Annotated in this window: 30 protein-coding genes; 18 read left to right on the forward strand and 12 right to left on the reverse strand. The window is 69.6% G+C overall.

Translation table 11 applies throughout. The features are described 5' to 3' along the window. Both grxC and IP78_RS11870 read right to left on the reverse strand, forming a co-directional pair. Positions 1-237: glutaredoxin 3 (gene grxC / locus IP78_RS11865; RefSeq protein ID WP_054111890.1), on the reverse strand; the 237-nt coding region annotated here is incomplete at its 3' end. Between the two features lie 34 nt (positions 238-271). Beyond that, entirely contained in the window at positions 272-1,078 is an 807-nt protein-coding gene (locus IP78_RS11870) for a ComF family protein (RefSeq protein ID WP_054111891.1), read from the reverse strand. Here IP78_RS11870 and IP78_RS11875 point away from each other — a divergent pair. Then, entirely contained in the window at positions 1,077-1,958 is an 882-nt protein-coding gene (locus IP78_RS11875) for a methyltransferase domain-containing protein (protein WP_054111892.1), read from the forward strand. The two genes, IP78_RS11870 and IP78_RS11875, sit on opposite strands and share 2 nt — an antisense overlap. Before the next feature lie 6 nt (positions 1,959-1,964). Here IP78_RS11875 and IP78_RS15050 read toward each other — a convergent pair whose 3' ends face one another. Both IP78_RS15050 and IP78_RS11880 read right to left on the reverse strand, forming a co-directional pair. Then, positions 1,965-2,138: a Flp family type IVb pilin gene (locus IP78_RS15050; RefSeq protein WP_082385012.1), complete on the reverse strand. Its 174-nt coding sequence runs from the start codon at positions 2,136-2,138 to the stop codon at positions 1,965-1,967. 15 nt (positions 2,139-2,153) lie between these two features. Continuing rightward, complete coding sequence (locus tag IP78_RS11880; protein ID WP_054111893.1) at positions 2,154-2,573, reverse strand: (deoxy)nucleoside triphosphate pyrophosphohydrolase; 420 nt, start codon at positions 2,571-2,573, stop codon at positions 2,154-2,156. Positions 2,574-2,716: 143 nt separating this feature from the next. On the opposite strand from IP78_RS11880, the gene IP78_RS11885 reads away from it, so the two are divergent. The 4 genes from IP78_RS11885 (at position 2,717) to IP78_RS11900 (ending at position 5,263) form a co-directional block, all read left to right on the forward strand. Next, positions 2,717-3,160: a DUF350 domain-containing protein gene (locus tag IP78_RS11885; protein WP_054111894.1), complete on the forward strand. Its 444-nt coding sequence runs from the start codon at positions 2,717-2,719 to the stop codon at positions 3,158-3,160. Between the two features lie 7 nt (positions 3,161-3,167). Beyond that, the gene (locus IP78_RS11890; protein WP_054111895.1) at positions 3,168-3,998 is read left to right on the forward strand and encodes a serine protease; all 831 of its coding nucleotides are present in this window, start codon (positions 3,168-3,170) and stop codon (positions 3,996-3,998) included. After that, complete coding sequence (locus tag IP78_RS11895; protein ID WP_054111896.1) at positions 3,998-4,633, forward strand: LysE family translocator; 636 nt, start codon at positions 3,998-4,000, stop codon at positions 4,631-4,633. The genes IP78_RS11890 and IP78_RS11895 overlap by 1 nt, the downstream gene beginning before the upstream one ends. An 84-nt stretch (positions 4,634-4,717) precedes the next feature. Further along, entirely contained in the window at positions 4,718-5,263 is a 546-nt protein-coding gene (locus IP78_RS11900; RefSeq protein ID WP_054111897.1) for a hypothetical protein, read from the forward strand. Positions 5,264-5,361: 98 nt separating this feature from the next. On the opposite strand, the gene IP78_RS11905 is transcribed toward IP78_RS11900, so the two are convergent. Beyond that, positions 5,362-6,102: a DUF6065 family protein gene (locus tag IP78_RS11905; protein ID WP_054111898.1), complete on the reverse strand. Its 741-nt coding sequence runs from the start codon at positions 6,100-6,102 to the stop codon at positions 5,362-5,364. A gap of 53 nt (positions 6,103-6,155) precedes the next feature. On the opposite strand from IP78_RS11905, the gene IP78_RS11910 reads away from it, so the two are divergent. From IP78_RS11910 to IP78_RS11920, 3 genes are all read left to right on the forward strand, one after another. Continuing rightward, positions 6,156-6,662 carry a prolyl-tRNA synthetase associated domain-containing protein gene (locus tag IP78_RS11910; RefSeq protein ID WP_054111899.1) on the forward strand — a complete coding sequence of 169 codons (507 nt, stop codon included), beginning with the start codon at positions 6,156-6,158 and terminating at the stop codon, positions 6,660-6,662. 63 nt (positions 6,663-6,725) lie between these two features. Next, complete coding sequence (gene trxA, locus IP78_RS11915; protein WP_054111900.1) at positions 6,726-7,622, forward strand: thioredoxin; 897 nt, start codon at positions 6,726-6,728, stop codon at positions 7,620-7,622. 10 nt (positions 7,623-7,632) lie between these two features. Next, a complete protein-coding gene (locus IP78_RS11920) occupies positions 7,633-8,292 on the forward strand; it encodes an LON peptidase substrate-binding domain-containing protein (RefSeq protein WP_054111901.1) in 660 nt (219 codons plus the stop codon). 149 nt (positions 8,293-8,441) lie between these two features. Here IP78_RS11920 and IP78_RS11925 read toward each other — a convergent pair whose 3' ends face one another. Continuing rightward, entirely contained in the window at positions 8,442-8,975 is a 534-nt protein-coding gene (locus tag IP78_RS11925; protein WP_054111902.1) for a phosphoribosyltransferase, read from the reverse strand. 42 nt (positions 8,976-9,017) lie between these two features. Next, positions 9,018-9,935, reverse strand: a complete 918-nt coding sequence (locus IP78_RS11930; protein ID WP_054111903.1) for an MJ0042-type zinc finger domain-containing protein — start codon at positions 9,933-9,935, stop codon at positions 9,018-9,020. Positions 9,936-10,015: 80 nt separating this feature from the next. Here IP78_RS11930 and IP78_RS11935 point away from each other — a divergent pair, with 80 nt between their 5' ends. From IP78_RS11935 to IP78_RS11950, 4 genes are read left to right on the forward strand one after another with little or no spacing between them, the layout of a single operon-like run. Beyond that, on the forward strand, positions 10,016-10,738 hold the full coding sequence (locus IP78_RS11935; RefSeq protein ID WP_082385014.1) for a cell division ATP-binding protein FtsE: 723 nt from the start codon (positions 10,016-10,018) through the stop codon (positions 10,736-10,738). Next, a complete protein-coding gene (locus tag IP78_RS11940; protein WP_054111904.1) occupies positions 10,735-11,664 on the forward strand; it encodes an ABC transporter permease in 930 nt (309 codons plus the stop codon). Before IP78_RS11935 ends, IP78_RS11940 begins: the two co-directional genes overlap by 4 nt. A gap of 9 nt (positions 11,665-11,673) precedes the next feature. Further along, positions 11,674-12,309, forward strand: coding sequence for a YdcF family protein (locus tag IP78_RS11945; protein WP_054111905.1), 636 nt, complete (start codon positions 11,674-11,676; stop codon positions 12,307-12,309). Next, positions 12,306-13,022: a 1-acyl-sn-glycerol-3-phosphate acyltransferase gene (locus tag IP78_RS11950; protein WP_054111906.1), complete on the forward strand. Its 717-nt coding sequence runs from the start codon at positions 12,306-12,308 to the stop codon at positions 13,020-13,022. The genes IP78_RS11945 and IP78_RS11950 overlap by 4 nt, the downstream gene beginning before the upstream one ends. On the opposite strand, the gene IP78_RS11955 is transcribed toward IP78_RS11950, so the two are convergent. Further along, positions 13,013-13,804 carry a helix-turn-helix domain-containing protein gene (locus IP78_RS11955; protein ID WP_054111907.1) on the reverse strand — a complete coding sequence of 264 codons (792 nt, stop codon included), beginning with the start codon at positions 13,802-13,804 and terminating at the stop codon, positions 13,013-13,015. The genes IP78_RS11950 and IP78_RS11955 overlap by 10 nt on opposite strands. 107 nt (positions 13,805-13,911) lie before the next feature. Between IP78_RS11955 and IP78_RS11960 the strand changes: the two genes are divergently transcribed. Further along, complete coding sequence (locus IP78_RS11960; protein WP_197272450.1) at positions 13,912-14,667, forward strand: isochorismatase family protein; 756 nt, start codon at positions 13,912-13,914, stop codon at positions 14,665-14,667. 35 nt (positions 14,668-14,702) lie between these two features. On the opposite strand, the gene hisC is transcribed toward IP78_RS11960, so the two are convergent. From hisC to IP78_RS11975, 3 genes are read right to left on the reverse strand one after another with little or no spacing between them, the layout of a single operon-like run. After that, positions 14,703-15,797 (reverse strand): histidinol-phosphate transaminase, encoded by a 1,095-nt coding sequence (gene hisC / locus IP78_RS11965; RefSeq protein WP_054111909.1) that lies wholly within the window; start codon positions 15,795-15,797, stop codon positions 14,703-14,705. Between the two features lie 10 nt (positions 15,798-15,807). Continuing rightward, positions 15,808-16,485, reverse strand: a complete 678-nt coding sequence (locus tag IP78_RS11970) for a hypothetical protein (protein WP_054111910.1) — start codon at positions 16,483-16,485, stop codon at positions 15,808-15,810. Then, positions 16,485-17,531 carry a DUF2125 domain-containing protein gene (locus tag IP78_RS11975; protein WP_054111911.1) on the reverse strand — a complete coding sequence of 349 codons (1,047 nt, stop codon included), beginning with the start codon at positions 17,529-17,531 and terminating at the stop codon, positions 16,485-16,487. The genes IP78_RS11970 and IP78_RS11975 overlap by 1 nt, the downstream gene beginning before the upstream one ends. 348 nt (positions 17,532-17,879) lie before the next feature. Between IP78_RS11975 and IP78_RS11980 the strand changes: the two genes are divergently transcribed. The 4 genes from IP78_RS11980 to IP78_RS11995 all read left to right on the forward strand — a co-directional run bounded on the left by IP78_RS11980 (position 17,880) and on the right by IP78_RS11995 (position 22,142). Further along, positions 17,880-19,214 carry a TrkH family potassium uptake protein gene (locus IP78_RS11980; RefSeq protein ID WP_082385019.1) on the forward strand — a complete coding sequence of 445 codons (1,335 nt, stop codon included), beginning with the start codon at positions 17,880-17,882 and terminating at the stop codon, positions 19,212-19,214. Next, positions 19,207-19,878, forward strand: coding sequence for a TrkA family potassium uptake protein (locus IP78_RS11985; RefSeq protein WP_054111912.1), 672 nt, complete (start codon positions 19,207-19,209; stop codon positions 19,876-19,878). The genes IP78_RS11980 and IP78_RS11985 overlap by 8 nt, the downstream gene beginning before the upstream one ends. 180 nt (positions 19,879-20,058) lie before the next feature. Next, positions 20,059-21,060 (forward strand): hypothetical protein, encoded by a 1,002-nt coding sequence (locus tag IP78_RS11990; protein ID WP_054111913.1) that lies wholly within the window; start codon positions 20,059-20,061, stop codon positions 21,058-21,060. Between the two features lie 68 nt (positions 21,061-21,128). Next, complete coding sequence (locus tag IP78_RS11995; RefSeq protein WP_054111914.1) at positions 21,129-22,142, forward strand: hypothetical protein; 1,014 nt, start codon at positions 21,129-21,131, stop codon at positions 22,140-22,142. 36 nt (positions 22,143-22,178) lie between these two features. Here the strand turns inward: IP78_RS11995 and IP78_RS12000 are convergent, their stop codons facing one another. Next, positions 22,179-25,046, reverse strand: a complete 2,868-nt coding sequence (locus IP78_RS12000; RefSeq protein ID WP_082385022.1) for an ATP-dependent DNA helicase — start codon at positions 25,044-25,046, stop codon at positions 22,179-22,181. Positions 25,047-25,104: 58 nt separating this feature from the next. Here IP78_RS12000 and IP78_RS12005 point away from each other — a divergent pair. Beyond that, positions 25,105-25,786 (forward strand): DEAD/DEAH box helicase (locus IP78_RS12005; RefSeq protein ID WP_156320394.1); only part of this gene is annotated, 682 nt, incomplete at its 3' end.

A 25,786-nucleotide genomic window follows, 5' to 3' on the forward strand; every position in this document is an offset into this window, starting at 1 on the left:
GAGCTCGCCCTTGCGGTCGAGCGCGTGCAGGTCGTCGGACCCGCCGATGTGGCGACCGTCGATGAAGATCTGGGGGAAGGTCATGCGGCCGCCGGATTTCTCGACCATCTCGGCCTTCTTCGCCGGATCGAACGAGGCAACGATCTCGGTGAAGTCGATGCCCTTCTTGTCCAGCAGGCCCATGGCGGCGATGCAGTAGGGGCAGCCGGGCTTGGTGTACATCACGACGTCGGCCAAGGCGGGAACTCCGGAAAACTGAGGCGAGATCGGACTATGTAGGCGGTTCGCGCGCTGTTCGCACCCTCGCCACGACCGCCAGGTCCACAGCGCGGGCTCCGGCCTCCAGCAAGGCCGTCGCGCAGGCCTCGGCGGTGGCTCCGGTGGTCAGCACGTCGTCGATGAGCAGGATGCGGCGGCCCCGGACCCGCCGCGCCCCGGCGTCGGTTACGGCGAAGGCGGACTTGACGTTCAGGCGGCGGCCCCTGGCGCTGCGTCCCCCTTGCGTTTCGGTGGCGCGGGCGCGGATCAGGGCGTCGGGCAGGTAGTCGCGGGCCGCGCTCCGCGCCAGCGGCCGTGCCATTTCGGCGGCCTGGTTGAAGCGGCGGGTCAGCAGGCGTCCGGGATGCAGCGGCACAGGGGCGATGGCGTCGGCGGCCTCGATCAGGGGGGCTGCGGCGCGCGACAGCCAGCGGGCGAACAGGGGGGCGAACTGCTGCTGGTCGCCGTGCTTGAACTTCAGGATCAGGCCGCGCGAGGCCTCGTCGTAGACGCAGGCCGCCCGGCAGCGTTCGAAGCGATAGGGTTTCGCCAGACAGGCCGCGCACCGGTCCGAGGCGAAGTCGCCGCCGTCGTATTCGAAGGCCGCGCCGCAGCCGTCGCAGACGGGGTCCTCCAGGAAAATCACGCGGCTCCAGGCGTCCGGCGTCAGGCCGGCCTGGGCCGTGGCCTCGGGGCTGTCGTGGGCCAGCGGCGGCAGGATCAGGTCGGTCAGGCCGCGCGCGAAATCACGCAGGGCCGGCGCAGCGCGCGCCCGCCCGGCTTCCCATCGGTCTCTCCAGCCCCCATCCTGATGGCGCATGAGCGCGTCCGGTCCCCCCGTCATCTTCGACCCCCACCGCCGGGCGGCGAGGCTGGCCCGCGCCGCGCGGCGCTTCGCCGACGCCGACTTCCTGCATCGCCGCGCCGCCGAGAACGCCGTCCAGAGCCTGGAGGCGACCTTGCGGGAGTTTCCGGTCGTCGTCGACCTCTCGGCCCTGTCCGGGCCTTTCGCGCAGGCTCTGGCCGGATCCGACGCTGCGGGCAGGGTGGGTGCGCCGACATCCCTGGCGGATGCGGGTCTGGCCGCTGATCCGGGCGCGGTGCCCCTGCCGGTCACCGAGGGTTCGGCCGATCTGATCGTGTCGCTGATGACGCTCCACTGGGCCAACGACCTGCCAGGAGCCTTGACCCAAATTCGTCGCGCGCTGAAGCCCGACGGCCTGTTCCTCGGGACGTTGCTGGGCGCGGGCACGCTTAAAGAGCTACGGGCGGTGCTGACGGACGCTGAGCTCGAGCTCCGCGAGGGGGCCAGCGCGCGCGTCTCGCCCTTCGCGGACGGTTTCGACGGGGCGGGGTTATTGCAGCGGGCGGGGTTCGCCCTGCCAGTGGCGGACGTGGACCGCCTGACGGTGCGCTACTCCGGACTGCCCGCGCTGGTGCGCGATCTACGCGCCATGGGCGAGACCAATGCGCTGGCCGGGCCGATCCAGCCGTTGAGCCGGGCCATCCTGGCGCGGGCGGCGCACCTGTATGCCGAGCGGTTCGCCGAGGCGGACGGCCGCATTCCCGCGACTTTCGAGATCGTCAACCTCGCGGGCTGGGCACCCCACGAAAGCCAGCCGAAACCGCTGAAGCGCGGGTCGGCCAAGGTTCGGCTGGCCGACGCGCTCGGCGTCGTCGAGCACGGCAAGGGCGTGTGACCGCCCCTAGATGACGGCGGCGATCGTAGAACTGATATAGTCGAACATGTCGGTGGCTCGGCTGGCGAACAGCGTCACCGCCGTAATGATTACGAGAAAGATCAGACCGCAGATCAGGCCGTATTCGATAGCGGTAGCCCCGCGCTCGTCAGCGAGGAAACGGCGGATCAGCGCGGTCATCGGCGGCCTCCGGACCTAGAGCAGGTCGCGCAGCCAGGCGACCAGGGGCGCGTCGGCGGGCGGCATGGGATAGGCCGCCAGTCCGGACGGCTTCACCCAGGCCAGTTCGGGATGCTCACGCGCGGTGACCACGCCCGACCAGCGTCGGCATAAATACAGTGGCATCAACAGGTGAAACGAATCGTAAGCGTGACTGGCAAATACGAACGGAGCCAGGCAGGCCTCGGTGACGTCGATGCCGAGTTCCTCCTTCAGCTCACGGATCAGGGCCTGTTCGGGACGCTCGCCGGGCTCGACCTTGCCGCCCGGAAACTCCCACAGACCCGCCAGCGCCTTGCCCTCGGGCCGTCTGGCGATCAGCACCCGGCCGTCGGCGTCGACCAGGGCGCAGGCGACCACCAGGACTGTGGGCAGGGGTGATTCCACGTCGGTCATGGCGGGCGCTTATCGGGCCGCTCACGGTTCCGCAATCATTGGACACACAGTGTGGCCGCCGTGACCTTGCGGATCGTGGCCGCAATGGGGCAAGTCGCTTCGCCTTTCGTTCCCTTCACCTGTTCGCCGGTTCGTCTCTGCCCATGGCTGCCAGTCCCCTGACCGACGCCCTCGCCAGTCCCGAGGTGCAGGCCTTCGCCAGCGGCTTTCCGGTGCTGGTCATGCATCTGGCGGCGACGCTCGCCCTGCTGGCGGGCGGAGCGGTGATCTATGGTCTGCTGACGCCGTGGAAGGAGATCGCCCTGATCCGCGAGGGCAACTCGGCCGCCGCCGTCGCCTTTGGCGGGGTGCTCCTGGGCCTGGCCATCCCGTTGGCGGTGTCACTGTCCGTGTCGACGTCGGTCAGGGACATACTGCTCTGGGGAGTGGCGACGCTGATTCTGCAGCTACTGGCCTTCCGCGTGGTCGATCTGGTCCTCACCGGCCTGCCCCAGCGCATTCAGGAGGGCGAGGTCTCCGCTGCCGTCCTGCTGGTCGCCGCCAAGCTCGCCACGGCATTGATCCTCGCTGCCGCGCTGACGGGCTGAGGCAGTCATGGCCCGGTTGCGCCCGCCGGATTGGCTGGTCTACGGCGGCCTTCTGTTCTTCGTGCTGGTCGGCTCGCTCACCCACCGCGAGAATGCCGACGCGCCGCCCGCACCCCCGCTCCCCGACGAGATCGAGGGGGCGCTTCTGGGTCCGATCACGCCGTTTGACCCTTCGGTCACCGTGACGACGCCTGATTTGCCCTTTGTTCCGTCGGCGGGCACGGCCTTCTCGATCGCGGGGCAAGGGCGCTGGCTGACGGCCCGGCATGTGGTCGAGGGGTGTCGCAGGCCCGCGCTCGTCGTCGGCGGCGGGCGGGCGGTCTCGGCCGACGTACGACTGGCGCCGCGCGCGGACATCGCGCTCCTGATCACCGCCGGGGGGCCGCCCGCCCTGCCGGTCACGACGACGGGGCCCCTGCGCATTGGCCAGCGCGCCTTCCATCCGGGTTATCCGCAGGGCAAGCCGGGCGAGGTGACGTCGCGGCTTCTCGGTCGCGAGGTTCTGAAGGTGAGGGGACGCGGCGCGCGCGACGAGCCGGTGCTGGCCTGGGCCGAGGTCGGCCGGACCGAGGGGCTGGAGGGGACGCTGGCGGGCCTGTCGGGCTCACCGGCGCTCGATCGCCAGGGCCGGGCCGTGGGCATTACGATCGCAGAGGCCCCGCGCCGCGGCCTCATCTACACCACCGCGCCGGACACGCTCGGCCCCGCCATCCGGGGGGAACAGCGGGCTGACGAACCGGTCCTGGGCGAACCGGTCACCGTCGACAACTACGGTCGGGTCGCCGACGACCTGCGGCGCGATCTGCGCGTGGCCCAGGTGGTGTGTCTCTCTGCCTGATGCGCCTTCCCGTCGACCCTCAGCTCTACATCGCCTTCTGCGGCGTCATGGCCGTGCTGGCCGTGACGCCCGGGCCGGCGAACCTGTTTTCGATCGCCACCGGCTTGGAGCGGGGCAGGCGCGCCGTGCTGCTGGCCGTCGCGGGGATGAATGTCGCCACCCTGGTCTGGTTCGGGGCTGCGGCGTTGGGCCTCGGCGCGCTCGTGACCGCGTTTCCGCAGGCGTTCCGGTGGATGGCCATAGCCGGGGCTGTCTACGTCGGGTGGCTGGGCGCGTCCTCCATCCGGAGCGCGCTAAAGTCGGCGTCGCCGTCGGAGGGTGAGGCGCGAGCGGTGCAGACGCGGCGGCCCGCCTTCGTCGACGGGTTCTTGGTGCAGCTGGCCAATCCCAAGGCGGTGCTGTTCTTCACAGCGGTGCTGCCCCCGTTCCTCGACGTGGATCGGCCAGCCGCGCCGCAGCTGGCCCTGTTCGCTGCGGCGGTAATCCTCATGGACGTGATCACCATGACGACCTACGGTTTCGGTGGAGCGGCGCTGGCCCGGCGCATGGACGAGCCCCGCTTCCGGCGATGGTTCGGCGTGATCGTCGGCCTGTTGCTGCTGATCGCTTCTGTACTGATTGTTTCGCGTTTATAGGGACTTGTGCGTCCCCGGAACGGCGTCGTTCATGCGCCGTTCAGGTCGGATGACCCAGTGTCCGCCACCCTCCGGAGCGTACCCATGAAAACCCGATCCATCCTGATGGTCGCCGCCGCCGCGCTGGCGCTCTCAGCCTGCGCGACCTCCACGCCTTACGCCCCCGCCGGCTTCAACGGCCAGCGCGGCGGATACGCCGAACAGCGGCTGGAGACCGATCGCTATCGCGTCAGCTTCGCCGGCAACTCGGTGACCTCGCGCGAGCAGGTCGAGATGGGCCTGCTGCTGCGCGCCGCCGAGATCACGGTGGAGAACGGCTATGACTGGTTCTCGACGGTCGAACGCGCGACCGATCGCGACGTGCGCTATCAGACCTTCCCCGACCCCTTCTACCGGCCCTACAGCCGGTTCTGGGGCCCGTCGTGGCGCTACTACCACCGCGGCTACTGGAGCCGCTGGAACGATCCGTTCTGGAACCGCAGCGACTTCGACGTGCGCGAAATCGATCGCTTCGAGGCCAACGCCGAGATCGTGCTGGGCCGCGGGACGAAGCCGGCCGGCGATCCGAACGCCTTCGACGCGCGCGAGGTCATCGCCAACCTCGGCGGGCGCGTGACGCGGCCGATGTAGGGCAGGTTCGAGGGGTTAGGTTCTAGGTTCTAGGGAAGCTGTGCTGCTGCAAACGCATAACCCCTAGCCCCTAGAACCTAGAACCTAGAACCTTATGCCTATCCCACCCTCGGATTCTTCAGCCGCCGCTTGTTGGCGTGCGTGGCCGGGGCCGTGCCCAGCGCCTCGGGGATCTCGCCCTTGAAGTAGTACCGCTGCCAGGCCTCCTTGGCGGCGTCGGGATCGCCCGAGGCAAGGCGCTGGTTGAAGTCGGTGCGCTGGCGGTTCCAGGCTTCGAACTGGCCCTTCATCACCGGATTGGACTCCAGCGTCCGGATCACCGGCTGGACGGCCTCCATCTTCCGGTGCTCGACCAGGTGGATGAAGCAGAAGGGCTCGCCCTTCTCGAACTTGACGCGGCCTGGCCGGGTGAACAGCCAGTTCATGGTGAACGGGAAAGGCAGCCAGTCCGTCTCGATCAGCCCGACAAGGGGCTGGATGCCGTCCTTCATGTGGTTGGGGCTACCAGAGCAGATCATCCCCCAGCCGGGCGGCGTGCGGAACAGATACTGCGGGTGCATGGTCAGGACCCCGCGCGAGAAGTGCGAGGTGACGAAGTGGTCCAGTTCCGGCTGATGCCGCTCGGGCGTGATGGTGATGTCGTTCTGCGACGGCCCGCCGGTCCACTCCGCCGTGAAGGTGAAGGGACAGAGCAGCTCCCACCCGGTGGAGTTGGCCATGGTCAGCGGCAGACAGCGGTAGGGATGGCGGCTGGCGAAGGCGTCCATCCAGTTCCGCGACTGGCGGCCGGGCACCAGGTCCGGCGGCCGCGACGACATCGGGTAGCATTCCAGTTCCACGAGGCGGCGTCCTTCGGCTAAGCGGGTCGTATCGTCTTCCTATCGGCCCGCCCATGACCGCTCAACCGCCGCATGATCGAGAGAGCCTGCTAGTCTTCTTGGCCGACCGGGGGGTCGCGCAGACGACCCACGACCATCCGGCGGTGTTTCGTGTCGAGGAGGGGCTGGAACTCAAGGCCGCCATGCCGGGCGCCCACACCAAGAACCTGTTCCTCAAGGACAAGAAAGGCCGGCTGTGGCTGATCTCGGCGCGGCAGGACACGATCATTGATCTGAAGGCGGCGCCGAAGCGGATCGGCTCGGACCGGCTTTCGTTCGGCAACGAGGCCCTGATGTGGGAGACGCTGGGCGTGCGACCCGGATCGGTGACGGCGCTGGGCCTGATTAACGACGTGGACCGGCGCGTGACTTTAGTCCTGGACCGGCGGCTGTGGGAGGCCGACATCGTCAACTTCCACCCCCTGACCAACACTGCGACGACGGCGTTGACGCAAGGTGCGTTCCGCCGGTTCCTCGACGCGATCGGGCGTGAAGCGATCGTCGTCGACTTCGCCGCTTGAGTCTTTGGCGCGTCGCGACCATCTGTCGGCTCTCGCGTTACACGCCGACAGGATGACCCCACGATGAGCCTCGCCGACCCGACCGCCGGAAACGACGACCTGATCAAGGAGGGCTCGGACGCCGGCTTCATGGCCGACGTGATCGCGGCCTCGAAGCAGCAGCCGGTCATCGTCGACTTCTGGGCGACCTGGTGCGGGCCGTGCCGGACCCTGACGCCGATCCTGGAAAAGCAGGTCCGGGCCGCGGGCGGCGCGGTCAAGCTGGTCAAGATCGACGTCGACAAGAACCCGGCCTATGCGGGCCAGCTGCGCGTGCAGTCGATCCCGACGGTCTACGCCTTCGTCAACGGCCAGCCGGTCGACGGCTTCCAGGGCGCTTTGCCCGAAAGTCAGGTCAAGGCCTTCATCGAGAAGCTGACGGGCGGATCCTCGGCCAACTCCGACGTGGAGCAGTTGCTGGCGCTCGGCGAGGAATCGCTCGGCCTGTCCGATTTCGGCGGCGCGGCCCAGGCCTTCGCCCACGTCCTGACGCTGGAGCCCGAGAACGAGAAGGCCATCGCCGGCATGGCGCGGGTCTATCTCGCCGGCGGCGACGCCGATCAGGCGCGTCAGACCATCGCCATGGCCTCGGCCGACAGCAAGGAGCCCTCGGTGGTCAGCGTGCGCGCCCAACTGGCGCTGGCGTCCGGTGCCGAGACCGGCGAGACCGCCGAGCTTCAGGCCAGGGTCGCCGCCGATCCGAACGATCATCAGGCCCGCTATGACCTGGCGCTGGCCCAGGCCGCCTCGGGCGATCTGAAGGGGGCGGTCGACAGCCTGCTGACCATCGTCCAGGCCGATCGGGAGTGGAACGAGCAGGCGGCGAGGAAGCAGCTGCTGGTCGTGTTCGAGGCCGCGGGGCTGACGTCCGACATCGCCAAGGACGGCCGCCGCCGCCTGTCCTCCATCCTGTTCGCATAAGGGGCCGACGATGGCGCAGGGCTATGTGAAGGCGGTCGATCTGCCCCAGGTGATCCCTGTGTTTCCCCTGCCAGGGGCCATCCTGCTGCCGCGCGGGCAACTGCCGCTCAACATCTTCGAGCCGCGCTATCTGAACATGATCGACGACGCCATGGCCGGCGACCGGATCATCGGCATGATCCAGCCGGTCGGCGGCCCGCGCCGCCTGCCCAGCCTGTCGGCGGTGGGCTGCGCCGGGCGGATCACCACCTTTGCCGAAACGTCGGATGGGCGTTACCTCGTGACGCTGACCGGGGTGGCACGCTTCCGCGTGGCGTCAGAACTGCCGGTCCAGACCCCCTATCGCCAGGTGCGCGCGGCGTTTCAGCCGTTCGAGGCCGACCTGACCGCGCCGACCGGCGGCGAGGGCTTCGACCGCGCGGCGTTCCTGGGCGCGCTGCGCCAGTACCTCGAACGCCGTCAGCTGGAGATCGACTGGGAAACCGCCGAGGCGGCGCCTCAGGAAGCCCTGGTCAATAGCCTGTCGATGGCCCTGCCGTTCGAGCCGGCGGAGAAGCAGGCCCTGATGGAATCGCCGGCGCTGGAGGACCGGGTCGAGGTCCTGACCGCGCTGCTCCGAATCGACGCGGCCGAGAGCGGCGACGGCGACAGCCAGACGTCGATGCAGTAGGGCTTTATGTTTCCCGCGAAAGCGGGGACCCAGTCCTTGTGTGGGGCACAGACGGGCGGGTGATCGGATCCCTGCGCGAGTCAGGTCGTCAGCAGCGGTCGCCCAAAGCACTGGGTCCCCGCTTTCGCGGGGATGAGCGGAGAGTAGGGTCAGTCCAGGGCGCAGACGTCAGGCAGGCCGCGCAAGGCTCCGGCGTGATCCAGGCCATAGCCGACGAGGAAGCGGTTGGGGGCCTCCCAGCCAACGAAGTCGGGCTCGGGCGCGCGCGGCAGGGGCCAGGGCTTGCGAGCGAAGACACAGGTCAGGACCTGAGCGGCACCCGCCTCCTTCGCGAGCCGTGCGGCCTCGGCGAGCGACAGGCCCGTGTCGAAGACGTCGTCGAGGATCAGGACTTTCCGGCCGGTGACGGGGCGTTGTAGCGGCGCGCGCACGTCGATGGTGCCCCGGCTCTCGGTATCGTCGCCATAGGAGGCCAGCCACAGGGCGTCGAAGCGCACGTTCCGCCCCAGCCGCGACAGGGCGCGGGTCAGGTCGGCGGCGAACCAAAGGCCGCCGGTCAGAAGGACGACGGCGACGGTCTCGTCATCGACATGGGGCGCGACCCGGGCGGCCAGGTCGGCGACGACGCGCGCGACTTCGGCTTCGGGCAGGAGGACGGTTGGCGAGGTGGGGGTTTCGGCCATGGGCGCCGGATAGCGCCTCGGCGCCGTCGCTGTCGATAGGCCCTAGTGGTGCTCGGCCTCGGCGGCGTGGCTCGTGCCCACGATCGGCTGGGCGTCGATCGGTTCGGCGTGGGCGGTGGGCGCAGCCTCAATGATGGCGGGGCGCAGTCCGTGGTCGTCGCCCTCGGGGCGGGGGCGGTCGTGACCGGCGGGGGCGGCGTGGTCTTCGCCGTGTGCAGCCCCGGCATCGTGGGCCGGTTCATTCGCGGCCGGCGTCGTGCCGACGAAGTGGACGCCGACGTCGACGCCCTTGGCCCCCGGATCGCGGATCATGGCGGCGAAGCCCTGGACCCCGCCCGGCAGCACGGGCGCGCCGTCCAGCTCGATGACGGCGTGGCCGACCTCGGCGCCGTGGCCGTCCAGCAGGGCCACCCGCACCGGCGGCGGCAGGATCTCGCGACCCCGCACGTTTCTCAGAGCGCCGGACACCATCACCATGTCGGGCCGGTCCAGCATGGCCTTGGCGGTGACGGCCTCGAACTCCAGCCCCGTCGGGTTCACCGGCGTCCCGACCATGGCGTAGGCGGCGGCGGCGCGAGGCCAGAGCTCCACCACCTCGACGCGGAACAGCCAGCTGCCCGCGAGAATTCCGACGAAGACGCTGGCGAGGCCCGCCCAGACGGCCCCGTGGGTGGCGGCGCGGCGCACGCGGCGCTGCTGCTCGGCGCGGGCCCGGAACGCCTTGGGCAGTTCGGGCGCGGGCGTTTCGGGCGCGACGGGCGGAACCTCTGCGTTCACCGCCTTCATGATCTCGGCGGCCCCCGGCGCGGCGGGCGCCGTCGCTTGCAGCGTCAGGGGCTCCTCAGCCGTGGCGTGCCAGACGTGGGCGCAGGACTGGCAGCGGACCTTGCGTCCGCCCGCCGGAATGGCGTCGTCGGGGGCGAAATAGCTGGTGGCGCAGGACGGGCAGGTCAGTATCATGTTCGCTGACTATGCGAGGCCGATCCCTCGGCCCCCTCCCATCGGCGCGGTTGCGCGCCGTTCCTGACGACTAGACACCGATGCCCCGAACGCGCCGCCCGGCCGCCGATCCCGCGCCCTCGCCCGAGACCGTCCGCCTGACGGGTCTCGGATTCGGCTATGCGGAACGCCCGGACGTGCTTTCGGACATCTCGCTGATTCTGCCTTCCGGCTCTTTCCACTTCCTTACCGGGGCGTCGGGATCGGGGAAGTCCAGCCTGCTCAAGCTCATCACCCTGTCGGAGCGCCCGAGCGCGGGCCGAATCGCCCTGTTCGGCGAGGACGCTACGGCGGTCTCGGCCAAGGACCGGCCCCGGTTCCGGCGGCGCATGGGGGGGGTGTTTCAGGACTTCCGCCTGCTGGATCACCTCAGCGTCTTCGACAACGCCGCCCTGCCCCGTCGTCTGCGCGGCGACAAGCCTGCCGAATATGGCCCGGACGTCGAGGAGATGCTGGCCTGGGTCGGGCTGGGCGACCGCATGGGCGAGCGGCCCACCAGCCTGTCGGGCGGGGAGAAACAGCGGCTGGCCATCGCCCGCGCCGTCATGGCCCGACCCGACCTGATCGTCGCCGACGAGCCGACCGGCAGCGTCGACCCGGTCATGGCCGAGAAGCTGCTGAAGCTGTTCCAGTCGCTGAACAAGCAGGGCGTCACGGTCCTGATCGCCAGCCACGACGAGGCCCTGGCCCAGAGGTCAGGCGCGGTCGTGCTGCGGCTTGCGAACGGGCGACTGACGACGGCGCCGAGAGCGCGCGCGGCATGATCCGCTGGTCCACCCTCTTCGGGCCAGTTGAGGCCGCGCCCGCGCCGCCGGAGCGCGACCTACTGCCCCGGGACGGGGCGGGCGAGCGGTGGCTGGGCGGAGTGATCGCGGTTCTGTGTTTCGTGGCCTGTCTGGCGGGGCTGGGCGCCCTCTCGGCCGAGCGGGCGGCGGGCGGCTGGGCGCGCGAGCTGCGCGGCGAGGCCACCGTGCAGGTGCGGCCGGGCGTGGGCGAGACCGGCGACGCCGCCGCCGCCCGCGCCGCCGAGGCTCTGGCGGGCGTCGCGGGTGTCGAGGAAGCCGCCGCCATGGATCGGGCGACCGCGGAGAAGCTGCTCACCCCCTGGATGGGTGAGGCGGCGCTGGAGGATATTCCCCTGCCGCATCTGGTCACCGTGCGGCTGGATCAGGACGCGCCGGCCAGCGCGCTCGTGCTCGGCCGGGCGCTGGCCGAGGCCGGCATCGACGCCACGGTGGACGACCACAGCCTCTGGCGCGGCGAGGTGGAGCGGTCGGCGGCCACGGTGACCCTTCTGGCCATCGCGGCTTTTCTGGCCGTGGCCGGGGCGACGGCGGCGGCGATCATTCATGCGGTTCGGGCGGGGGTGGAGGCGCGGCGGTCGGTGATCGAGACGCTCAGCCTGTCCGGCGCGACCGACGACGCGATCGTGGGGCTGTTTCAACTGCGGTTCGCGCGGCTGGCGCTGGTCGGCGGGGCGGCGGGGGCCGGGGTTGCCTTGGCGCTGGCGGCGCTGGTGCGGTTCCTCGGCGGAGGTGAAGGCCTTACGCCCGCCCTGCCCCTGGCCTGGAGCGATCTGCTGATCCTCTCGCCAACCCCGATGGTCGCGGCTACGGTGGCGCTTGTCGCGGCGCGGCTGGCGGCGGGGCGGGCGCTGTCGCGGCTTGGCGGCGGCGACGCTGGCCGGTAGGGAGAAACGATGAAGTTTCTGGCGCTTATCGGGATCGTCGCCCTGATCTGGCTGGTGGGGCTGTTCGCCTTCGCCGAGCGGGTGCGCAGCCTCGCGCCCGCGGACGAGCCCGAGCGCGCCGACGCCATCGTCGCCCTGACCGGCCCTTCGGCCGAGCGGGTCAACGCCGCCATCCGCCTGCTGGAACAGGACAAGGGCGAGCGGGTGCTGATCTCGGGGGTCAATCCCGAGGTCCGTCGCCAGGAACTGCGCGAACTGACGCCGGGGTCCAACCGCCTGTTCAACTGCTGCGTGGACCTGGGCTTCGAAGCCGAGACGACCACGGGCAACGCGGCCGAGATCGCCGCCTGGGCGCGGTCCAAGGGCTATGACAGCCTGATCGTGGTGACGTCTGACTACCACATGCCGCGCTCGCTGATGGAGATCCGCAGCGCTGCCCCGGGCGTGGAGCTGACGCCCTATGCGGTCGAGACGCCCTCTCTGGACGACAGCCGCTGGTGGCGGGCGGCGGTGACCGCGCGGCGGATGACGCTGGAATACATGAAGTATCTGGCTGTGATGGGCCGGGTCACGCTGGACCGCATCACCGGCGAGGGCGCCGAAGTGGACGCGCCCGCCGAGGCCCAGGAGGCGGCGGCGTCTTGACCACCCTGCGGTCGCTCCTGTTCGTCGCTTGGCTGTATCTGTCGATGGCGATCTTCGCCGTCGGCCTGTCGCCGGCGCTGATCCTGCCGCACCGCTACGCCATGGCCGTGATCCGGGCCTGGGCGCGGTTTGTACTGTTCGGGCTTCACTGGATCGCGGGTGTCCGGGTCGAGTTCCGGGGACTGGAGCACCGACCGGTCGGCCCCGCCTTCGTCGCGGCCAAGCATCAGGGGATGCTGGACGTGATCGTGCCGTTCCTGATGCTCGACGACCCCTGCATCGTGATGAAGAAGGAGCTGGCCATCCTGCCCTTCTTCGGCTGGTTCGCGCTGAAGACGAAGATGATCGTGGTCGACCGGGAGGCGGCGGCCAAGGCGCTGAAGGACATGGTGCGACAGGCGCGGGAACGGCTGGGCGAAGGCCGCCAGATCGTCATCTTTCCGGAAGGCACGCGCGCCGTTCCCGGCACCGAGCCGGACTACAAGCCGGGCGTGGCGGCCATCTATCGCGATCTGGCCATGCCGTGCACGCCGGTGGCGACCAACGCGGGTCTGTATTGGCCAGCCCACGGGTTCCGCCGGAACCCCGGCGTCGCAGTCTATGAGTTCCTGCCGCCCATCCCGGCCGATCTGAAGCGCGGGCCGTTCATGGCCGAGCTGGAGAGCCGGATCGAAACGGCATCGACGCGGCTCCTGGCTCCGCCTCAGGCCTGAGCGCGGCGGAAGCGACTGGGGCTCAGGCCCGTGGTGGCGCGAAAGGCCCGGGCGAAGCGACTGGGGCTCTCATAGCCCACAGCGGCGGCGACGTCGGTGATCGACTGTTGCGTCTTCTCGAGCAGGGTCTGGGCGACGGTCAGGCGACGCAGGCGTATCCATTCTCCCGGAGGAGCCCCCATCGAGGCCTTGAAGGCCCGTGCGAAATGGAAGGGCGACAGCCCCGCGACCTTGGCCAGTTCCGCGGTCCTGAGCGGGCGATGCAGACCCGCCTCCACATGGTCGCGCAGCGCCCCCAGCTGGCGCGCCGTCAGGCCGCCTCGCGCAGCCTCGAGCGATCGGGTCCGCGCGGTCCTGACCAGGGTCAGGACCAGGGTCCGCAGGATGCTCTCGTTCAGGCCGGCGTCATCGGCGGAGGTCGGATCCGCCAGTTGCTCGACCAGGCCGGTGATCAAGGGGTCCACCAGCACTCGGCCGCGCAGGGCGGCCAGAGGGCAGCCTTCGTCCGTCACGCCGAAGCGCAGAAAGGTCTCAACCCCGACTGTCAGAAGCAGGATTTCCTGAGCGGCATGGGCGGCCAGCGTCGCCTCTCCGCCCGCCGGCGCGATCGTATAGTAGTCCGGCGCGACGCAGGCCTTTAGCCGGGCCGGGTCCGGACGATCCATCGACCGCTCTCGCGCGATCAGGTTGATCCGGACGGCCACGGCCATCGCAGCGCCTGCGCCCACGGTGACCGGCCCGCTCGGTCGGATCAGGCGGCTCAGCGCGGCGCCCTCGCCCAATCCAGCAACATCCAGTCGGCTCCAAGCAGGATCGGGCGCGCACGCCGCCCCGCTTTGGGAGACCTTCTCGCGCCCGCTCGACGGGTCGTCACATGAGGATATCAAAGATGCGTCAGCCATTGCTCGCCCTCGCCGCCGCCCTCCTGCTCGCCTCGGCCGCAACGACCACGCACGCTCAGACCGCCACCCGGAACACCACAACCCAGAACAGCACGGCACCTGCCGCGCTCGCAAGGCCTGCGCTGGATGACACGGTGCTGATCTATGTCGACTACGTCACCGGGCTGGACAATCTGATCAACACCATCCCGCGCGCCCAATTCCGGAACAACATCACCGCCTTCGCCAAGTTCAACCCACTGTTCCGGGTGCCGACGATCGTGCTGGGCGAGGAGAACGACTACTACGGAACCTTCCTGCCCGAGATCACCGAGCACGTGACCTACGACATCCACCGGTTCAACCGGACCCAGGTGTCGGGCTACACGCCGGAGGTCGCGGCCTACCTGGCATCCACGGGTCGCAAGACGGTGGTGATCGGCGGCATCTCGATCGACAACTGCACGCTCCACACCACGCTGGACCTGCTACGGAACGGCTATCAGGTCTACGTCATCACCGCCGTCTCGGGCTCCAACAGCCCGATGGCCGAGGCCGACGCCATCGCCCGGATGCGCGACGCGGGTGCGGTCACGGGTGGCTGGCTGTCGATCCTGACAGACCTGGGTCAGGACTTCGCCGATCCGCGCTATGGCCAGGGCATGATGGGCATCATTCAGGCCCACTGGCCCGCTTCGACCATAGGCACGGTCAGCGACAGCACGCCGGACGGCCACGGGCTGCAGCTGCCGGCTGGATACTGAGCGGAAGACAGCGCGGTCCCGGCTTGGCCGCGCTGTCAGCTCGCCGCGAACTCGCTCAAGGCGTCGATGACAGCCCGGTTCTGGTCCTCGGTGCCGACGGTGATGCGCAGGCCGTCGTGGATGCCGTAGCCGCCGACCTGGCGCACGATGATGCCCTTCGAGTTGAGGTAGTCGTTGGCGGCGGTGGCGCTGCGCTTTTCGTCCGGGAACAGCACCAGGATGAAGTTGCCCGCGGACGGCAGGACGGTGAATCCGAAGCCGCGGATGGCCTGGGTCAGGCGCGGCCGCCAGGTCTGGATCAGCTCGCGCGACGCCTTCTGGTGCGCCTCATCGGCCAGGGCGGCCGTGGCCGCCTCAAGGCCGGGGACCGAGACGTTGAAGGGCAGGCGGATGCGGTCGATGGCTTCCGACACGGGGAGCGGTGCGTAGCCGAAGCCGATGCGCAGGCCGCCGAGGCCGTGGATCTTGGAGAAGGTGCGGGTGACGACGATGTTGTTCGCCTCGCGGGCCAGGGGGAAGGCCGTCTCCCAGTCGGGCTCGGTGACGTATTCGGCATAGGCCTCGTCGATGACCAGCAGGACGTGGGCCGGCAGGGCCTCGTGCAGGCGGCGGATTTCCTCGCCCGAGTTCCAGCTGCCGGTGGGGTTCGAGGGGTTGGAGACGTAGACGATCTTCGTCCGCTCATCGACCTCTCCCAGCAGGGCGTCGACCTCGGCCTTGTAGCCCGGCTCGGGGGCCAGCTTGACCTCGGCCTCGCAGCCGAGTGCGGAGATGCGGTAGGCGAGGAAGCCGTACTGGCCGGTGACGATATTGTCGCCCGCCGTCAGATAGGTCTGGTTCAGAAGGGCGAAAACCTCGTCGGAGCCATTGCCGAAGATCAGACGCTCGGCTTCCAGCCCATGGGTCTCGGCGACGGCGGCGCGCAACTTGTTGGCCCGCCCATCGGGATAGATGTGGATGTTGCGGATCGCCGCTTCATAGGCCGCGCGGGCCTTTTCGCCGGCGCCCAGCATGTTCTCGTTGGAGGACAGCTTCATCGGCTCGGCGATGCCGGCGATGGCGGACTTGCCGCCGACGTAGGGGGCGATGTCGAGGATGCCGGGCTTCGGCTGGGGGGCGGCCTGGGTCATTGGGGCTTTCTCAGTAGACGGGCGCTGACCCGATGACGCCGGACAGCGCGCCGGGCGCCTGATGCAGCCGCCCGTCCTCGGGCTGCACATAGCCCGCGAGGGCATAGAGCTTCAACCCGCCGGCCGAGGTCAGCAGGGTCGCGGCCAGACCGAGCGCGGCCAGTTCGGCCCGGACGCGGGCGTCGGAGAGCGGGCTGTCGGTGACCCAGAAGGTGCGGTCGTCGCCCGTGGGGCCGGTCGTCTCGCAGGCGATCAGCAGGGCGCGGGGAGCGCTGGCCCGGTCGTCGGGCAGGGCCCCGACGACGCGCAGGTCGGGCCGGGCCAGCAGCCGCCCCCACCAGGGCCGGTCGCCCAGATCGATGAGGGCGAAGACGGAGGGATCGACGCGGCCCAGCGCCGTCTCAGCGTCCGCGACGGGCGTGGCCGCGCCCCAGCGGTCGGCCGCCAGCACGGCCGAGATCGGGCCGGAGGCGACGAAGCGGCGACCGCCCGCGACCTCCATCCGCCCATGGACAGCGCGCAGGATCCGGGCCTGAAGCGGATCGGCGTCGCGCAGGGCCTCGCGGAGCGCCAGCGCCCGGGCGTCGGCGCGGCTGTGGGCACCCGCGGCGATGCGGGCGGTCAGCGCCTCGATCAGGGCGCGGTCGAGCGCCAGCCGCCCGGCGTCGAGCTGGGGCTCCTCCAGCATCAGAACAGCTTGGGCGCGGGGGCGAGGGCGAAGGGGCCGAGGAAGGTGCGGCCGTCGCGGAAGACGATGGCGATGTCCACGTCCTCGCCGCCTTCGACCGTGCTGGCCGCCGCGGCGCCAGCGGCACCGGCCCGATCGACCGCCCCGTCACGGGATCCCGCCAGCCCGGCGATGGCCGCCATCGGCCGCTGGGCGTTCAGGGACAGGGTGCCCTCGAGCCGTCCGTCGGGACGGGCCGACAGGACCTCGCTGGCCAGCGTCGCCCGGCTCTCGCCCGCCGACACCTCGCCCCGGACGTTGGTGAAACGCCCGCCCGCGCGGGTCCAGGCCGAGAAGACCCCGGCGGCGTCTGCGCCTTGCAGGCGGTCGGCGTCCTCGATGACCGTCTCGATCTGCAGGGTCAGCTTGCCGTTGCGCGCCATGCCCTCGACCGGCCCACCGGGGCGGCCCTCGGCGTCGATCAGGCGGAACAGGACATCGACGCTGTTCTCCACGCCCTCGGTCCCGGCGGGGGCCAGATGGGGGCGCAGATAGGCCTCGATCCGCTCGGCCTGGGAGATCGGGAACACCTCGGCGTCCCGGTGAGACGTGAAACGGACGTCGGCGAGCTCAACCGCGACGTTGGGCCAGGCTTGCGTCAGACCGCTGACGCTGGCGCGGATCACGCGGCCATTGATCGCGACGTCGCCCTTGCCCGCCCGCGTCAGGACCAGGCCATCACCCGAGACCATGACCCACCGATCGGGGTTCCAGGCGTTGGCCTCGGCCGCCAGATCAGGCGCGGCCAGCGCATGGCCGGACGGCGCCGTGACCCGCACGTTCTCGGCACCGATCCGTACCCGGAACGGCCAGCCAGATGTGTTCATGCCCGAATAGGCAACATCCCAACCGGTGGCGCGCAGGCTCTCGATCCGGGCGTCCAGGCGTTCCCGCACCTGGCCCGCCAGCACGAACCACCAGACCGACCAGGCGATCAGCACGATCAGGAACAGGCCGATGGGGGCGAACAGGCCGGAGCGCTTGTGACGGGGCGGCGTATCGGTCATTCCGGCCTTGGCGTTGGCGGCGGAAGGCCGCTGCGAGAAACAGAGTCTGAATCGTCTGAAATGTCTGAAATCGGGTCCGCGCGAGCGGATATTCGATGGCCGTGAAATGGGTACAGGCAGGGATTTCGGCAAGGTCGGCTCATAGAATCTGAGCCCACGATCGGCTGCCGAGACCCCTCTCAATGGCTTGGAGGCGGTCCCTTTGAGGGACCGTTGAGGGTGGGAAGCGGAGATCGCTGCCACAGATCATGGCGGTGATTTCGCGGTTGTGACTCTGCATCGAGCGCACGGGGTTCTTTCCCGAGGCGGAGATCGGGTGTAATCGGCCCCGACTCCCGGAGGCGAGCCTTGCGACGACCGATCCTGGATCATCCCGCGCGGATCGTCCCTTTGGCGTTTCTGGTGACGATCATCGTCGGCACCATCCTTCTCCTGCTTCCCTTCTCCAGCGCGGACGGACAGGTTGCACCGCTGCTGACGGCTCTGTTCACAGCGACCTCGGCGGTCTGCGTTACTGGGTTGGTCGTCGTTGATACCGGGACCTATTGGACGCCCTTCGGGCAGGGTGTGATCCTCGCCCTGTTTCAGGTCGGGGGTTTCGGCATCATGGCCGGCGCGACCTTGCTGGGACTGCTCATCACCAGACGGATGAGGCTGGGGCGTCGCCTGGTCGTTCAGGCGGAAACCAAGAGCCTGTCACTCGGGGACGTGAAGAGCGTGATGGCTACCATCCTCGGTGTGACGGTGGTGTTCGAGGTCACCGTCGCGGCGATCATCGCGCTGCGCCTTCACGCGACCTACGGAGAGCCCTGGGGCTTAGCGATATGGAACGGGGTCTTCCACGCTGTTTCGGCGTTCAACAATGCTGGCTTCTCGACCTATTCGGACAGCCTTGTCCGGTTCGCGCTCGACCCCTTTGTCCTGCTTCCGTTGACCGTCGCCATCATCGTGAGTGGCTTGGGATTTCCGGTCATCAATGAACTTCGCGCGGCCTGGCGCAGACCGGACCAGTGGTCGATCCATGCCCGACTCACGGTCTACGGAACCGTTGGATTGTTGATCGCAGGGTTCTGCGCCGTGCTCATCGCCGAATGGAACAACAACGCCACCATCGGCGAGTTCACGACGAGCGGGAAGCTCCTGAACGCCTTCACCCACTCCGTAATGAGCCGCACCGCAGGGTTCAACGCCGTCGACGTCGGGCAAATGCGGCCCGAAACCCTGTTCTTCACTGACGGGCTGATGCTGATCGGCGGAGGAAGCGCGGGAACTGCGGGCGGCATCAAGGTGACGACCTTTCTGCTGCTCGGCGTGGTGGTCTGGGCCGAGATCCGGGGTCGGTCGGACGTCACCATCTTCAAGCGAAGGATATGTCCTGACGCACAGCGTCAGGCGTTGGCTGTCGTGCTCATGTCCGTGGGACTCGTCGGTGTCGCCACCCTTGCCATTCTTTCGATGACCACCTTTCCGCTGGACCGGGTCCTGTTCGAGGTCATCTCGGCCTTCGCGACGGTCGGCCTGAGCACGGGCATCACCGCCGACCTGCCACCCCAAGCCCAGTCGATCCTGATCGCGCTCATGTTCGTGGGACGGGTGGGCACCATCACTGTGGCCGCCGCCCTCGCATTGCGGGCTCGTCACGTCCCCTATCGCTATCCGCTGGAGCGCCCCATCGTTGGCTAGATCGAACAAGACAAAAGGCAATAGCGTCCTGGTTGTCGGCCTTGGCCGGTTCGGCGGCGCTGTCGCGCAGAGTCTGGCCCATATGGGCCACGACGTTCTCGCCATCGACGAGGACCTGTCCCTCGTTCAGCGCTGGTCCGAACAGCTGACGCATGTCGTTCAGGCGGATAGCCGGGACATCGAAACCCTTCGCAAGCTCGGCGCGCACGATTTCCTTCGCGCGGTTGTCGCCATCGGCTCAGACATCGAGGCCAGCGTTCTGACCGTTCTGGCCCTGAGCGAGCTGGGGGTGCCGGACATCTGGGCAAAGGCGGTGAGCGCCAACCACGGCAAGATTCTGGAGCGAACCGGCGCCCACCACGTGGTCTTCCCCGAGGCCGCGATGGGCGAGCGGGTCGCGCATCTGGTGACCGGAAAGATGATCGACTTCATCGAGTTCGACGATGACTTCGCCATTGTGAAGACCCGCCCACCGAAAGAGGCTCTCGGCAAGACGCTGGCAGAGTCAGCGTTGCGGACGCGCTACGGGATCACGGTGGTCGGGGTGAAGCGCGCCCGTCAGGACTTCACCTATGCGAAGCCTGACACCCTGGTCATCGATGGCGACCTTCTGATCATTTCCGGGCCGACGCGGAAAGTGGAACAGTTCGCAGCCTTGTCCTGACTGCCTAGGGCACTGGCCTAGTCTGCTTCCAATCAAGACCTAAAGTCGCCTAAGGGTCAAAAGTAGTCTTCCGCATTTCGTCGGAAAGCCGTCGCTCGGCCATCCGCGTCATCCATTTCGTGATTGACGCCGCCGCCGTCAGAAACCATCGTGAGTTGAGGTCCATCGGAGGGTAGCGTCATGATCGCCGTCTGGCTCGCGGGCCTCCTGCTCGCTGACCCGTCCGTTCCCACCGCGAACGCCGCCGTTCAGGACCCGGTGGCCCAGCAGGCTCCGGCCCAGCCCGATGTGGCGGTCGAACTGGAAGACGTGGTCGTCACCGGGCGGTCGCTCGACACCATGATCCGCAACTTCGTCGGTGAAGTCGCCGAGCCCAATCGGGGCCGGGGTCTCGCGCGCTGGGACGGCGAGATCTGCGTGGGGGTCAGCAATCTTCAGGCGGACGCGGCGCAGTATCTGGCCGACCGCGTTTCGACGGTCGCCGAGGACCTGGGTCTGCAACCTGGCGCGCCCGGCTGCGCGCCGAACATTCTGGTGATCGCGACCGATGACGCGGAGGGTATCGCGCGCACGCTCGTCAGCGAGCGCCGGCGGGCCTTTCGCATGGGTGGCGCGGGCATGGACCGGGGCGGATCGGCGTTGGAGGACTTTGTCGAAACGGACCGCCCTGTTCGCTGGTGGCAGATGGCGGTGCCGGTCGATGCCGAAACCGGGGCGCGGGCGACTCGCCTGGCCGGGGACTGCAACGGCATCAAATGTGGCGGCGGCGGAGGCCAAACCGTCCTGGCCTTCGCCCCCAGCACCAATGTTTTCGCGGCATCGCGCCTGCGGACCCAGTTCGTCGACAACCTGATCCGCGCCGTGGTGATCGTGGACGTCGATCAGGTACGCGACGTCTCCATCCTGCAGCTGGCGGATTACATCGCCATGGTGTCGCTGGCCCAGATCGACCCGGATGCGGACACCCGCGGCTATGCCTCCATCCTGAACGTGTTCAACGATCCGGACGGCAGCGCCAGCCTGACAAACTGGGACCAGGCCTTCCTCGGCGGCCTGTATGCAGCCGAGCGCAACGCCGCCGCTCAGATCGCCCGCCGCAGCGAGATCGTCGACGCCATCCACGACGCGCATGGCCGCTTGCGAGAGGGCGAGAACGGCGAGGAGCCGGGCGTCGAGGACTAGGTGCCCGTGCCAAGGCGCGGGGGCCGGGACGCGCCTGCCGCGTCCGGGTTCACTGATCGGGATTTGAGATGCTTCTGTTGCTTCTGGGATCCCTGTTGATCACAGGTCACTCCGCCGGGTCGTGGGCGGACGATGCGACCGTGTCGTCCCGAGGGGGTCTTTCCGCTTTCGGGCAGGTGCAGCAGGACGCCGCCCAGTCCGCGACGACCGAGCTTGAAGACATCGTGGTGGAGGGGCGTCCGCTCGCCGAGGCGACGACGGATTTCGTGGCGCGCGTGGTGTCGCCACCGCGCAGCCGGGGCGCGGCGACCTGGCACCGGCGGGTCTGCGTCGGCGTCGGCAATCTTCAGCGAGAGGCCGCCGAGTTCGTGGTGGATCGCATCGCCGCGGTCGGCGAGTCGGTCGGGCTGGAGGTCGGCTGGCCAAGATGTGAGCCACGGGTCTTCATCGTCTTCGCCGCCGATGCCGACGCCGCCGCGCGCGATCTGGTCGAGGCGCGGGGACGACGGTTCCGGATCGGTGTGTCTGGTTCCGACCTTGGCGACGCGGCGGTCGAGGCGTTCATGACATCGGATCGTCCCGTCCGCTGGTGGCAGTCGAGTGTTCCGGTGAATTCTCGAACAAACCGGTCCGTCGCGCGGCTGCCTGGCCAGGCCCCTTACGTCCCTCCGCCTAGGGAAGCGCTGACACGACCGCAGGCTTATGGAGGAAATGTCAACGCCGACGGCGCCTCCCGCCTCCGCAGTCCGCTGCGCGACGACCTGTCCCAGGTCATCGTCATCGTCGACATCGATCGGGTGGCAGGCACCGATCTGGGTGCCCTGGCGGATTATCTGGCGGTGATCAGCCTGGCGCAGATCAATCCGGAGCTGGATCCCGGCTCCTATGACACCATCCTCAGCCTGTTCTCCGAGGGGGCCAATCCGCCGCCCGGTCTGACAGACTGGGACCGGGCGTTTCTGCGCGGTCTCTATGGTGCCGAACAGACCGATGAGGCCGTCAACGGCAGGATCGGCAACGTCGCCCGGACGATGGCCGACGAAATCCGCGCGGGGCAGGACGGTCGGCGCGAGGACCGGTAGCCGTCTGGGCGGGGCGGCGAGCGGACAGGGTGCCGATCATTCCTGTGTTGTCGAGAGAAACGCCCGCGTCATCTCGATGGCCTCCACCAGGCTCATGCGCTGAACCTCGGCCCCCGGGGGCAAGGCGGCGAAGAGGCGGGTGGGGGTGGCGGCGTCCAGCATGACGAAGACGCCCCGGTCGTCAGCGCGGCGGATCAGGCGGCCGAACGCCTGGGCGATGCGGGCGCGGGCCAGGGCGTCGTCGTAGCCTTTCGCCCCGAACTTCTCGCGCCGGGCCTTGTGCAACAGATCGGGGCGAGGCCAGGGGACGCGGTCGAAGGCGAGCAGACGCAGAGACCGGCCGGGCACGTCGACGCCGTCCCTGACCGCATCGGTGCCCAGCAGGCAGCTGTCCTGTTCGGCGCGGAAGATGTCGACCAGGGTGCCGACCTCCAGCGGATCGACGTGCTGGGCGTAGAGGGGGATGCCGGCCTTGGCCAGGTCCGGCCCGAGGCGCTCGTAGACCGCCTTCAAGCGGCGAATGGCGGTGAACAGGCCCAGCCCCCCGCCGCCGGCCGCCAGGAACAGTTCGCGCATGGCCGCCGCCGTCTGGCGCGGATCGTCCTTGGCCACGTCGCCGACGACGATGACCCGGCTGTTGGAGGCATAGTCGAAGGGGCTTTCGACCTTCAGCGTCCGGGCCGGCTCGATCAGGCGGGCGGCGCCGGTGCGCATCCGGGCCATGCCGAACAGGTCACCGCCGCTGGTCTCTGCGATGGGGTCGGACAGGGTGGCGCTGGTCACCAGGACGCCGTGGGCGGGCAGGATGACGGCGGCCTCCAGCGGCACGGTCGGGTCGATCCAGTGACGGCGCAGCGCAACGTCGTGAATGCGGCCGAAGGCGGTCTCGACCGACAGCCAGTCGACGAAGTCGGGGTCCGGTTCGTCGCCGCCGTCCTGCAAGGCCGCCAGCATGGAGCGCCAGCCGGGTAGGGTCATGCGGGCGCGGCGGTCCAGGCCGCGAAGGGCCCCCTCGATCCGGGCGCGGGCCGAGCCGTCGAGTTCCGACGCCTCGTCGTCGAGGATGTCTTCGAGGTGGCGGGCGAGGGCCAGGAGGGGGGCCTCCACCGCCGCGATGGCCTGGGCGGCACCGCGCGCGGTTTCCAGCAGAGGCTCGGTCGCGGGGCGGACGGCGCATTCGGTGCCGAACTCTGAACCGGCGGACGAGGCGGCCTCGGAGGTGCGGGCGCGGATCTGTTCCAGAGCGGCCATCAGGAACTGTTCGATCGGGCCGACGGGGTTCACCTCTCCGCTGGGAGGCGCGATCCGGCCGGAGATGCCTTCGCCGGGCAGGGCGGCGGCGGCGCGGATGGCGTCCTGCAGCGCCTTCGCCGCCGCCTCGTTGTCGGCGCAGAGATCGCCCAGGCGCTGTTCCAGACCCCGGCCGCGACGGCCGCGCCCCTCCGGCCCGCGGATCCAGCGACGCAGCTCGGCCGCCTCCTGACCCGACAGGCAGGCGGAGAAGGCGCTGTCGGCCGCGTCGAACAGGTGGTGGCCCTCGTCGAAGACGATGCGCTTGAGCGCGGCGGTCTCATTGTCCTGCTTCAGGCCGCGCGCGGTGCGGGCGCCGTCGAAGGCGGCCTGGGTCATGACCAGGGCGTGATTGGCCACGACCAGATCGGCCCGACGGCTGGCGCGGATGGTCTTCTCGACGAAACAGGTGCGGTAGTGGGCGCACGCCGCGTGGACGCATTCGCCGCGCCGGTCGACCAGATTGCCCGCGCTGGCCTGGGCGCTCGGGCCGACCGCGAACAGGCCGGGCAGCCAGCCGGGGAAGTCGCCGCCGGTCATGTCGCCGTCGCGGGTTTGCATCGCCCAGCGGCTGGTGAGGGCCAGGCCGATCAGGTCGCCGTTCCCCAGCTGGGCCGCCTGCACCATGTCCTGGAGGTTCAGGAGGCAGAGGTAGTTCTCGCGGCCTTTTCGGACGACGGTCTTTCTTCGGCGTTCGGCGGGATCGGGCCACAGGGCGGCGCTCTCGCGGTCGATCTGGCGCTGGAGCGCGCGGGTGTAGGTCGAGACCCAGGCGGCCCCCTGATTGCGCTCGGCCCACAGGGAGGCGGGCGCCAGATAGCCCAGGGTCTTGCCCGTGCCGGTGCCGGCCTCGGCCAGCAGCATGCGCGGGCGGCCCTCCTCGTCGCGGGGCGAGAAGGCGTAGGCTGCCTCCGCCGCATAGTCGGACTGGGTGGGGCGGGCTTCGTCGAGCCCGGACTGCTGCAACAGCTTCTCCAGCCGGATGCGGGCGGATTCCGAGTCGACCGGGGCCGACCCCGCCTCCCCGCGCGGCGCTTCGTCCTCCCACTCCGGCAGTCGAGTCCAGACGTCGAGGCCCGAACCTCGATACTGCCGCTCGCGCAACGGCTGGGCCTGCAAAGCACCCGAGACCCGCCGGGCCCAGGCCCATCCGGCGCGCCCCAGCGTCTCGGCCAGGGTGAAGGCGTCCTCGCGGCGCGGATAGGCGGGATCGGCGAGTTCGCGCAGCAGGGTCGCGGCGGCGTCGCGCAGCGCGGCGGCCTGCGCCTCGGCCCCCTTGGGCTCGCTCATGCCCAGCGCCAGCGCCAGGCCGCTGGGCGACGGCGCGCAGAACGTCGCCGGGCGCACGAAGGCCCAGAGCTCGAGCACATCCAGCAGGTCCGACGATCGCGGCGGCGGCGACAGCCCCAGCCTTCGCGCCGTCAGGCTGGCGTGGGCGACCATGACGGCTCCGCCGGTGAACACGCCCTCCGCCGCGCCCCGCCCGATCTTCCTCGCGCCCGCCTCGTCGCAGACCGCCCCCGCCCCCGGCGGCACGGCCAGCGCCGGGGGTAGGTCGAGCCAGGGATCGGCGCCGGTCAGGCGGCGGTTGGTGATGACGGATTCGTCGGGCACCTTCGACAGATAGCCTCTGACGGGGTGAAACGGAACGGGAACATGCTATATCCCGGGGGTGACGCCTCCCGCCGCCAGTCTCCCGCCCCTGTTCGCCGACTGGTTCGCCCGGCGGGGCTGGGCACCGCGTCGGCATCAGCTGGAGATGATCGCGGCGGCGCAGGCCGGGTCGCACGCCTTGCTGGTCGCGCCGACAGGGGGTGGCAAGACGCTGGCGGGGTTCCTGCCCAGCCTGATCGATCTGGCCGAGCGGGGGCCGAGGCCCGAGTTCGGACCGGGCAGCGGCATCCATACGCTCTACGTCTCGCCGCTGAAGGCGCTGACGACGGACGTCGAGCGCAACCTGATGACGCCGATCCGCGAGATCGGGCTGAACATCCATGTCGAGAGCCGCACGGGGGATACCAAACAATCCAAGAAGCAGCGGCAGAGGGACAATCCGCCCGACATCCTGCTGACCACGCCCGAGCAGCTGGCCCTGTTCTGCGCCTGGGGCGGGGCGCGGGCCTATTTCGCCGACCTGAAGTGCATCGTGCTGGACGAGGTCCACGCCATCTGGTCGGGCAAGCGGGGGGACCTGCTGAACCTGGCGCTCGGGCGGCTGCAGAGCTTTTCGCAGGGACTGAGGCGGGTGGCGCTGTCGGCGACGATCGACGATCCGAAGCTGATCGCGGAGTGGCTGGCGCCTCATGTCCCTTCTCCCCTTGCGGGAGAAGGTGGCCCGTCAGGGCCGGATGAGG

The sequence above is a fragment of the Brevundimonas sp. AAP58 genome, from assembly GCF_001295975.1.
Taxonomy (GTDB): Bacteria; Pseudomonadota; Alphaproteobacteria; order Caulobacterales; family Caulobacteraceae; genus Brevundimonas.